Origin of the sequence: Micromonospora noduli (assembly GCF_003264365.1) — a bacterium.
In the GTDB taxonomy this organism is placed as follows: domain Bacteria; phylum Actinomycetota; class Actinomycetes; order Mycobacteriales; family Micromonosporaceae; genus Micromonospora; species Micromonospora noduli.
This window is the reverse complement of record NZ_PYAK01000110.1, coordinates 1-8286: the sequence shown is the minus strand read 5'-3', so window position 1 is coordinate 8286 and position 8286 is coordinate 1. Positions and strand designations below refer to the sequence as shown.

Annotated in this window: 10 protein-coding genes; 4 read left to right on the top strand and 6 right to left on the bottom strand. The window is 72.2% G+C overall.

Going from position 1 to position 8286, the window contains the following annotated elements:
* Positions 1-397: 397 nt before the first annotated feature.
* Positions 398-1666, top strand: a complete 1269-nt coding sequence (locus GUI43_RS32805) for a L,D-transpeptidase (RefSeq protein WP_112587187.1) — start codon at positions 398-400, stop codon at positions 1664-1666.
* Positions 1667-1843: 177 nt separating this feature from the next.
* On the opposite strand, the gene GUI43_RS32800 is transcribed toward GUI43_RS32805, so the two are convergent.
* On the bottom strand, positions 1844-2860 hold the full coding sequence (locus GUI43_RS32800) for an SMP-30/gluconolactonase/LRE family protein (protein ID WP_112700658.1): 1017 nt from the start codon (positions 2858-2860) through the stop codon (positions 1844-1846).
* Positions 2861-3042: 182 nt separating this feature from the next.
* On the opposite strand from GUI43_RS32800, the gene GUI43_RS32795 reads away from it, so the two are divergent.
* Positions 3043-3429, top strand: coding sequence for an STAS domain-containing protein (locus GUI43_RS32795; protein ID WP_112587183.1), 387 nt, complete (start codon positions 3043-3045; stop codon positions 3427-3429).
* 79 nt (positions 3430-3508) lie between these two features.
* Here GUI43_RS32795 and GUI43_RS32790 read toward each other — a convergent pair whose 3' ends face one another.
* Both GUI43_RS32790 and GUI43_RS32785 read right to left on the bottom strand, forming a co-directional pair.
* Complete coding sequence (locus GUI43_RS32790) at positions 3509-3901, bottom strand: FKBP-type peptidyl-prolyl cis-trans isomerase (RefSeq protein WP_091397734.1); 393 nt, start codon at positions 3899-3901, stop codon at positions 3509-3511.
* Positions 3902-4119: 218 nt separating this feature from the next.
* On the bottom strand, positions 4120-4677 hold the full coding sequence (locus GUI43_RS32785; RefSeq protein ID WP_112587181.1) for a DoxX family membrane protein: 558 nt from the start codon (positions 4675-4677) through the stop codon (positions 4120-4122).
* A 189-nt stretch (positions 4678-4866) separates the two neighbouring features.
* Here GUI43_RS32785 and GUI43_RS32780 point away from each other — a divergent pair, with 189 nt between their 5' ends.
* On the top strand, positions 4867-5556 hold the full coding sequence (locus GUI43_RS32780) for a CBS domain-containing protein (RefSeq protein WP_112587878.1): 690 nt from the start codon (positions 4867-4869) through the stop codon (positions 5554-5556).
* Positions 5557-5724: 168 nt separating this feature from the next.
* Positions 5725-6681, top strand: coding sequence for a TerC/Alx family metal homeostasis membrane protein (locus tag GUI43_RS32775; RefSeq protein WP_112700656.1), 957 nt, complete (start codon positions 5725-5727; stop codon positions 6679-6681).
* 81 nt (positions 6682-6762) lie between these two features.
* Here the strand turns inward: GUI43_RS32775 and GUI43_RS32770 are convergent, their stop codons facing one another.
* The 3 genes from GUI43_RS32770 to GUI43_RS34135 form a co-directional block, all read right to left on the bottom strand.
* Positions 6763-7488 (bottom strand): helical backbone metal receptor, encoded by a 726-nt coding sequence (locus GUI43_RS32770; protein WP_112700654.1) that lies wholly within the window; start codon positions 7486-7488, stop codon positions 6763-6765.
* A 55-nt stretch (positions 7489-7543) separates the two neighbouring features.
* Positions 7544-8104, bottom strand: a complete 561-nt coding sequence (locus GUI43_RS32765; RefSeq protein ID WP_112602063.1) for a hypothetical protein — start codon at positions 8102-8104, stop codon at positions 7544-7546.
* Positions 8101-8286, bottom strand: a 186-nt coding sequence (locus GUI43_RS34135) for a hypothetical protein (RefSeq protein ID WP_170158817.1), incomplete at its 5' end; no start/stop codon positions are given. The genes GUI43_RS34135 and GUI43_RS32765, both read right to left, overlap by 4 nt.

Below are 8286 nucleotides of genomic sequence, written 5' to 3'. Positions count from 1 at the left end.
CCCGCCCGCCCGCCCCGTCCGCCCGGCCCGTCCGCCCCGCCCGGCCCGTCCGCCCCGCCCGGCTCGCCCGCCCCGCCCCGGCGCGTGATCCACTCGGGTTCATGAAAGTCGCGGTGTCAGGACGACCGGGATACCGCGACTTCCGTGAAGTCGAGTCGATCATGAAGCGGATCGACCGCGCCAGTGCCACACCCCCACCATCCGGACAGTCGACGATGCGTCGCTCAAGCGGAGCAAAGCGCATGAGACGGGTCAGTTCAACCCCTGATCCGCCAATTGGAACATTGTCGGAAAATGCTCCGGTAAATGCGCTGCCGATTATTTCTGAATGCCGCGAATGGTCCCCTCAATCGGGCAAGAATGTGGCGGAGGGAAGTCGAAAACGGGGGGACTGAACATGACGTCTAGGCGGCGATTGACGCTGTTGGCGGTAACCATCGCAGCCGCACCACTCGTCCTGGGTGCGTGCACCGCCGACCGGGGTTCGGCGACCGGCTCGGCCAAGAAGCACGCCGCCCCACCGGAACTCGCTGTGACGCCGGGGGACAAGGCCCGGGACGTCCCGGTGAGCGCCGAGGTGGGCACCGTGGTCAAGGGTGGGCGGGTCACCGGCGTACGCCTCACCGACGACAAGGGCAAGCAGGTCAACGCCGAGCCGCGCGAGGACGGCTCCGGCTGGGTGCCGAGCGCCCCGCTGCAACCACGACGGACCTACACCGCCGAGGTGACCGCGACCGGTGACTCCGGTGCCACCACCACCCGCACCACCACGTTCACGACGATGGCCAAATCGACCAAGCCGCAGATCACCAGCACACTCTATTTCAACGGCAATCGGACGTACGGCACGGCGATGCCGGTAACGGTGGCGTTCGACCCAGGAATTCCAAAAGAGGCCAGGGCGGATGTCCAGCGGCGGTTGTTCGTAAAGACGAATCCGCCGCAACCAGGCACCTGGTCGTGGCTTGAGGATGGAAGTCAGGTCTATTACCGGGCTCCCGATTTCTGGAAGCCGGGGACCACCATCAGTGTCCGGGCCGGTCTGGAGGGTCTGCCGATCGGAAAGAAACTGGTCGGCGACGCCGAGCGGACCGCGACCTCCAAGATCGGACGGCAGGTCTCGCTGGAGATCGACAACGCCACCAAGCAGATGACCGTGTTGCGCGACGGCAAGCAGGTCCGCCGGATCCCGGTCAGCCTGGGCAAGCCGAGCACGCCGAGTTCCAGCGGCAAGATGGTGATCATGGAGAAGCACGAGCGGGTCACCTTCGACACCCGGGGTGAGCCGGACGGCGGCTACGTGGTCGATGTCGACGACGCCCAGCGCTACACCTGGGGCGGCGAGTTCATCCACTCCGCCCCCTGGTCGGAGGGGGACCAGGGCAACACCAACGTCTCGCACGGTTGCGCGAACGTCTCCGCCACCGCGGCCGACTGGTTGATGGGGGTGACGCAGGTTGGTGACCTGGTCACCGTCAAGGGCACCGAGGTGGAGCTACAGCCGGGCAACGGCTGGACCGCGTGGAACGTGAGCTGGGACGAGTTCGCCCGGGGCAGCGCGCTGCCGGTGCCGCCCGGGCTCAAGCCCGTGCCGGTCGCCCCGGCGCACCCGGGCGCGGTGGCCGGCGGATCGCCCGCACCGGCGCCGTCGGTGAGCGGCCGCTGAGACACCGCTGACGGCAGGACAGGGTCGGCCCGCCACCACGGCGGACCGGCCCTGTCGCCGCCCGCAGCCCCCGCCCGTCACCCCAGGGGTACGCGGGCGGGACCGGCCCTGTCGCCGCCCGTGGCCATCACCCCAGGGGTACGCGGGCGGGACCGGCCCTGTCGCCACCCGTGGCCGTCACCCCAGGGGTACGCGGGCCACCCCGGATCCGGTCAGGCTGCCCAGCCAGAGGCGGTCGCCGTGCTGGCGTACCCCGGTGATCATCGAGTAGTGCCCGTTCGGACCGTGCAGCGTCCGGCGGACCGTTCCCGCGTCGTCGACCAGCGCGACCAGCCCGTAGCGGCGTGGCTGCGGCTGCATCGCGTCGGGCAGCAGGGCGGCGATCTGGCGCAGCCGCGGATGGGGCAGCAGCCGTTCGGCGATCGGCACCCGAGGGCTGGGCAGCGCGATCCAGTACGTCCCGTCGCCCACCGAGGCGAGATTGTCCGGGTACGCGGGCAGGTCGGCGAGGACCCGCACACCGCCGCTGAGCTCGACCCGCAGCAGCCGGTGGGTGCTGGTCTCCACCAGCATCAGCGCCGACTCGTCCGGGGTCAGCGCGATCCCGTTGGGGAAGTACAGCCCGTCGGTCACCACCTCGGTGCGGCCGCTGCCCGGATGGTGGGCCAGCACCCGACCGTTGGGACGGTGCTCCAGCAGGTCCCGCTTCCAGTGCGAGACCGGAAACCGGTCGGAGCTGTCGGTGAAGTAGATGGTGCCGTCCCGGCCCACCGTCGCGTTGTTGGCCAGGTGCACCGGGGGTGCCGTTCCGGTCAGTTCGCGTACCGCGCCGTCCGGGGTGACCCGCAGCAACCCGCGGTACGCGTCGCAGACCACCAGGGCCTCGCCGGACGGGTCCAGCTCGATGCCGAGCGGACGGCCCCCCGTCTCGGCCAGCAGTCGGGGTGGGGTGCCGGCCAGCGCGTCGACCGGCCACCACCAGAGCCGACCGTCCTCGTCGCCACTGATCACCCGCCCGGAGCGGTCGACCAGCACGTCCTCGGGGCCGACGGCGCCCGCGGGGAGGGGTAGCAACTCGGCCTCGTCGAGCCGGCGGTCGGTGGGGGCCCATGCTCCGGCCAGCGCCGGAGGGCTTGTCGCCGGCTCGCGGACGGGGCGGATCAGCCGGGGCGGCCGGGGCCGGGGGATCAGCATCGACCTATTCTCCACCCGAATGCCGGCCGACCCCCGGGTTCCGAGGGCGCGCGGCGCGCCGCGCGGGCCCCTGACTCCACCCCGAGAGGGAGGTGGAGCGCCTCGGGGTATGCCCCTGGGCGTACCCGGAATCACTCCGCGGAGGGGCGAAAGTGTCGGTGGTGGCGGCTAGATTTCTGGGCATGGAAGAGCACAGCGACCGGCTGGACGTGCAGGTCAGCGTGGGTGACCAGATGGTCCTCGTGCGGGTGGCCGGCGAGGTCGACATCGCCACGGTGGCCGCGTTCCGGTCCGCGCTGTGGTCCGCGCCGGCCCGCCCGGTGCTTCAACTCGAGATGTCCGGGCTGCGGCTGCTCTCCGCCGCTGGCGTTCGCACGCTGCTCGCGGCGCATCTGCGCGTGCGGGCCTGCGGTGGAGAGTTGGTCCTGGTCGACCCGAGCCCGGTGGTGGCGCGGGTGCTGCGCGTCAGCGGGCTGCATCGCGTGATGCCGATTCTGGAGCTGACCTCGTCGATCGAGGCCGCGCGTCGCCCGGTGGTCGCGACCACCGACCTGCAACTGGCCGCCTGACCCCCGTCGACGAGGCGGACTCCCACGCTCACACCCGGACGCGGGGCCGCCGGCGTGGGCCGGCGACCCCCACAATCGGTCAGCTCACGCCGAGCAGGTCGACGACGAAGACCAGCGTCTCGCCCGGCTTGATGACGCCGCCGGCGCCCCGGTCGCCGTACCCCAGGTGCGGCGGGATGATCAGGCGACGACGACCGCCGACGCGCATGCCGACGACGCCCTGGTCCCAGCCGGCGATGACCTGGCCGCCGCCGAGCGGAAAGTCGAACGCCTCGCCCCGGTTCCACGACGAGTCGAACTCGCCGCCCGTGGAGTGCGACACGCCGACGTAGTGCACGCTGACCAACTGGCCCGGCTCGGCCTGCGGGCCGTCGCCCACGGTGATGTCCTCGATCACGAGGTCGGCCGGCGGTGCACCCTCGATCGGACCAACCTCGGGCTTGCCCGACTGGGCGCCTGCTGCCTGGGTCATGCGGGGATCTCCTGCCGTGTTGGGTGATGTGTCCGGTCACCGTCGATCCTGCCGGATCACCCCTCACCGATGTGCGGCGGACCCGCAACCTGCTCCGCGGCCCGTCCGCCGGTCGTGCACAGACTGTCCCGGTGGCGCTGCGGGGCCCGGACGGTGGGACGACGACGCGGCGGGCGTCACCGATGCTGGTGACGCCCGCCGAGGGAGGTGTGCCGTGTTCACCGCAGCCAGGGCATCCGCCGGACGATCGGCAGCCTCGCCCACACGCGGCCGAGACCCCAGGTGTCGCCGGCGTTGACCAGCGCCAGGACCGCCAGCACCGCCGCGTAGATCAGGTGGTCGTCCATGAAGGGGTTGTTCTCCGGAGGCAGGACGGCGGTCCACATCATGACCAGCAGCAGCCCACCGGCCACGGCGGCGACCCGCATACCGATGCCGAGCAGCAGCGCGACACCGATCCCGGCCAAGCCGATCATGAAGAGCCAGTCCGCCCAGGCGGCACCGGCGATCCCGGCGTAGAGATCCTTGAACGGGCCGGTCACGCCGAAGGTCAGGAATCCCTTGGTGGGGCTGCCCCCGTTGATCCAGGCGTTCTTCGACTCGGTGGCCATCCCGAAGCCGAACATCTTGTCGATGAAGGCCCAGAGGAAGATCCAGCCGAGCGCCAGCCGGGTGCCGGCCAGGATGTACCGGACGGCCCGCTCGTGAGCGGTGCCGGCCTTCGCAGCGGTGTTATCGGCGGTGACCCGCTCGATCGTCGCGATCATGGTCTCCACGTCCCTTCTCAGCTTCGCACCGCGCTTCCCGGTGGCATCTCCATTGGACGCCCACGGCGTTCTCGACGGCAGGGCCGACAGACCGCACCTGCTCGGGACGTTCGACCCCCTCCGGTCCGGTCCGGCGGCCCTGACGACCGTCGGCGCTCGGTCGTAGCGTCCGAGATGGACCAGGAGAGGGAGGCCGTGATGAGGACCTGGCAGGTGGGTGACGTGATGACCCGGGAGGTCGAGACCGTGGTGGCCGAGACCCCGTACCGGGAGATCGTCGATGTGCTGTTGCGCCGCGGTGTCAGCGCGGTGCCCGTGATCGACGACTTCCGCCGGGTGCTGGGGGTGGTGTCCGAGGCTGATCTGCTGCACCGGGTCGAGCGCGCCGGTGATCCGGCGCTGCGACGGGTCTTCGAGAGCCGCCGTCGGCGCGGTGCCCGTGGGAAGAGTGCCGCCCTGCTGGCCGGCGACCTGATGACCGCGCCGGCGGTCACCACCGATCCGGAGGCGATGCTGTCCGCCGCTGCCCGGCTGATGGACCGCGAGCAGGTCAAACGGCTGCCCGTGCTGGACGACCTGGGCCGGCTGGTCGGGATCGTCAGTCGTGCCGACCTGCTGCGGGTGCACCTGCGGTCGGACGCCGAGATTCGGGAGGACGTGGTCCAGGAGGTGCTTCGCCGGGTGCTCGCCGTGCGGGATGGACTGGTAACGGTCGAGGTCCGCCACGGTGACGTGACTCTGGCCGGTCGGCTGGACCGCCGCTCCGCCGTCGACCTCGCCGGTCGACTCGCGGGGCAGGTCAGTGGTGTCGTGCGGGTGACCAACGCGATCGCCTACGACGCCGACGACACGATCTCCGACCCCCGCCAGGTGATGCCGGTCGCGTGAGCAGGGGCGGCGCCAGCCCAGAGCCTCAGCCGTTGCCCCTGGAGACCGCCAGGTCGCCGTGGTGCTGCCCGACCCGACTTCGGTGGACCGTCCGATGCCGGGTCGGGCGTTCACCTAGGCTCGGAAAGGGGCCGGCCGGCCTGGTTGACGGGCGGTGCGCGGTGGTCGATGCGGAGGGCGTCGGTGGCTGAGGCGACGGTCGCCGTCCCGCTGTGGGCCTGGGCGGCGGTCGGCGCGGTGATCTCGGTGCTGCTCGCCGTGGATGTGCTCCTGCACCGGGACAATCACGTCATCGAGCTCCGCGAGGCGCTGTTGTGGAGCGCCGTCTGGATCGGCGCGGGTCTGCTGTTCGGGTTGGTCGTCTGGTGGGGCCTCGGCGGTGACCCGGCCATCGCCTACTTTTCCGGCTACCTGCTGGAGAAGGCGCTCTCGGTGGACAACGTGTTCGTCTTCGCGCTGCTCTTCGGCTACTTCCAGGTGCCGCCGGGCTACCAGCACAAGGTGCTGTTCTGGGGTGTCGTGGGGGCACTCGTCTTCCGGCTGCTGTTCATCTTCGCCGGTGCCGAGTTGCTGGACCGGCTCGCCTGGGCCGGGTTCGTGCTGGGCGCGTTCCTGATCTGGACCGGCTGGCGGCTGGCCGTACGCGGGAAGCCGGACGTCGACCCGGAACGCAACGTCGTGGTCCGGCTGTTCCGGCGGCTGGTGCCCACCGACGCCCGCTACCACGGCGACCGGTTCACCGCCCGGGTGGCCGGCCGGCGGGTGGCGACGTTGCTGCTGGTCGCGCTCGTTGCCATCGAGGCCACCGACGTGGTCTTCGCCATCGACTCGGTGGCGGCGATCCTTGCCATCACCACCAACACCTTCCTGGTCTGGACGGCCACCGCGTTCGCCGTCCTGGGGCTGCGCAGCCTCTACTTCTGCCTCGCCGGCCTGCTGCGCCACTTCGGCTATCTGCGGTACGGGTTGGCGCTGCTACTGGCCTTCGCCGGGCTGAAGCTGATTCTCGCCGAGACGCCGGTGGGCAAGCTGCCGGTCTGGTTGACCCTGGCCGTGGTGCTGCTGACCCTCACGGTCTCCATCGGCGCCAGCACCCTGGCCGCCCGCCGCCGAACCGACGGCTGACCCCGCCGGGCCGTTGGCAGAACCGCCGGGCCGCCGGTTGAGCCGCCGGGCCGCGTACCGACCGTCGTGCGGCGGCCGGGGTCAGCCGGCCAGCACCGGCCGGGACAGCTGATCGGCGAGCAGCGCGGGCGCCTCGGCCAGGGACGGGCCGTACCAGGTGAGGTGCCGCCCGGAGAGCAGGGCGCACGGTACGCCAGGAAAGGCTTCCGGCCCGTCGTCGGCGGTGAACTGGTACGGCTCGTCGGGCAGCACCACCAGGTCGGGCTCTCGTTCGCGCAGTTCGGTGAGAGTCGGGCGCGGATAGCGTTCGGGGTGCTCGTCGTAGGCGTTGACCACGCCGAGGCGGCGCAGCACGTCACCGGCGAACGTGTCACCGCCGAGCACCACCCACGGCCGACGCCAGACCGGCACCACCGCGCGGCGGGTCGTCGTCAGCCGGGGCGGTGTGGCCCACGCCCGCCTGGCGGCCCGCAGCCAGTCCGGCTCCATCGGCGCGCCCAGTTCGGTCAGCAGGTCGCCCAGCTCGGTCAACGCGCCGGGAACGGTCCGCGGATAGGTGACCCGCACCGGTACGCCGGCCGCCCGTAGCGCCTCCGCGTCGGCCCGGCGGTTCTCCTCAACGTTCAGCAGCACCACGTCCGGACGCAGCGCGCGCACCCGGTCCAGATCGGGGTACTTGCTGCCGCCGACCCGGGCCACGTCGAGCCCGGCCGGGTGGCTGCACCAGTCGGTGGCCCCGACCAGCGCTCCCGGCAGGGTCAGCGCCACCGCCTCGGTCAGGGACGGCACCAGCGACACCACCCGCACCCGCGTACCTCCGTTCGCCGCCGACCCCGATCATGCCCTGCGGGTCGGCGTCGGGTCAGGGGCGGCCGGGCTCGATGCGCGCGGTCACGTCGAGGTGCGCGGGCTGGCAGTCGGTCGTCGCCGCGAATCGGCGGACCGCGGCGCGAACGTGCTCGCGTACGCCGGCGGTCGGCGCGTCGGCGGTGAGGTCCACCCGGATCCACACGTCGGGGTGCGGTGGCGCGCCGGTGAGCACCACCCGGGCCCGGCGTACCCCGGGGTTGCCGGTCAGGTCGCGGGCCAGCGCGTCGGCGAGAACGTCGGTGGCCAGCCGGGTCCGGCCGGGTCGGCGTCCGGGGTGGCTCAGGGTGCCGCGCAGCGTGCCGTCCGGGCCTCGCAGCTCCCGGGTCAGCAGGCGTTGTCCAGCCAGTGCGAACAGCGCTCCGGCGACGGCGGCGGCCAGGGTGCTCCACGGCGCGGCCCTCCGCCAGCGGTCGACCAGTTCGGCGCTGAGCAGCACCGCCGCCGGGTCGGCGCCGGGCAACGTGCCGAGGCTGGCCGTCAGCGCCGCCGCGCCGCCCGCTACCAGCAGCAGCGCGATGATGGTCCACAGCAGTCGGTGCCCGGCGTTTGTCACGCCGGCCGTCGCCGGGGCAGCAGCCGCACGTCGATCCGGGCGGGGCGGGGTGCGGCGAGGTGGCGCAACTCCTGGTGTACGGCGAGCTCGATCTCCGCCCGCGCCGCCGGGTCGCCGGTCGCGCGGACCCGGGGGCGCCACTGGCCGCCGCGCCGTCGGACCCGGACCCGGGCGCGCCGGAC

Bases quoted from the DNA above. Each gene is read 5' to 3' on its own strand.
- GUI43_RS32780 (WP_112587878.1), top strand. From the start codon at position 4,867: ATGAGGACCTGGCAGGTGGGTGACGTGATGACCCGGGAGGTCGAGACC.
- GUI43_RS32800 (WP_112700658.1), bottom strand. From the start codon at position 2,860: ATGCTGATCCCCCGGCCCCGGCCGCCCCGGCTGATCCGCCCCGTCCGC.
- GUI43_RS32775 (WP_112700656.1), top strand. From the start codon at position 5,725: ATGCGGAGGGCGTCGGTGGCTGAGGCGACGGTCGCCGTCCCGCTGTGG.
- GUI43_RS32795 (WP_112587183.1), top strand. From the start codon at position 3,043: ATGGAAGAGCACAGCGACCGGCTGGACGTGCAGGTCAGCGTGGGTGAC.
- GUI43_RS32805 (WP_112587187.1), top strand. From the start codon at position 398: ATGACGTCTAGGCGGCGATTGACGCTGTTGGCGGTAACCATCGCAGCC.
- GUI43_RS32790 (WP_091397734.1), bottom strand. From the start codon at position 3,901: ATGACCCAGGCAGCAGGCGCCCAGTCGGGCAAGCCCGAGGTTGGTCCG.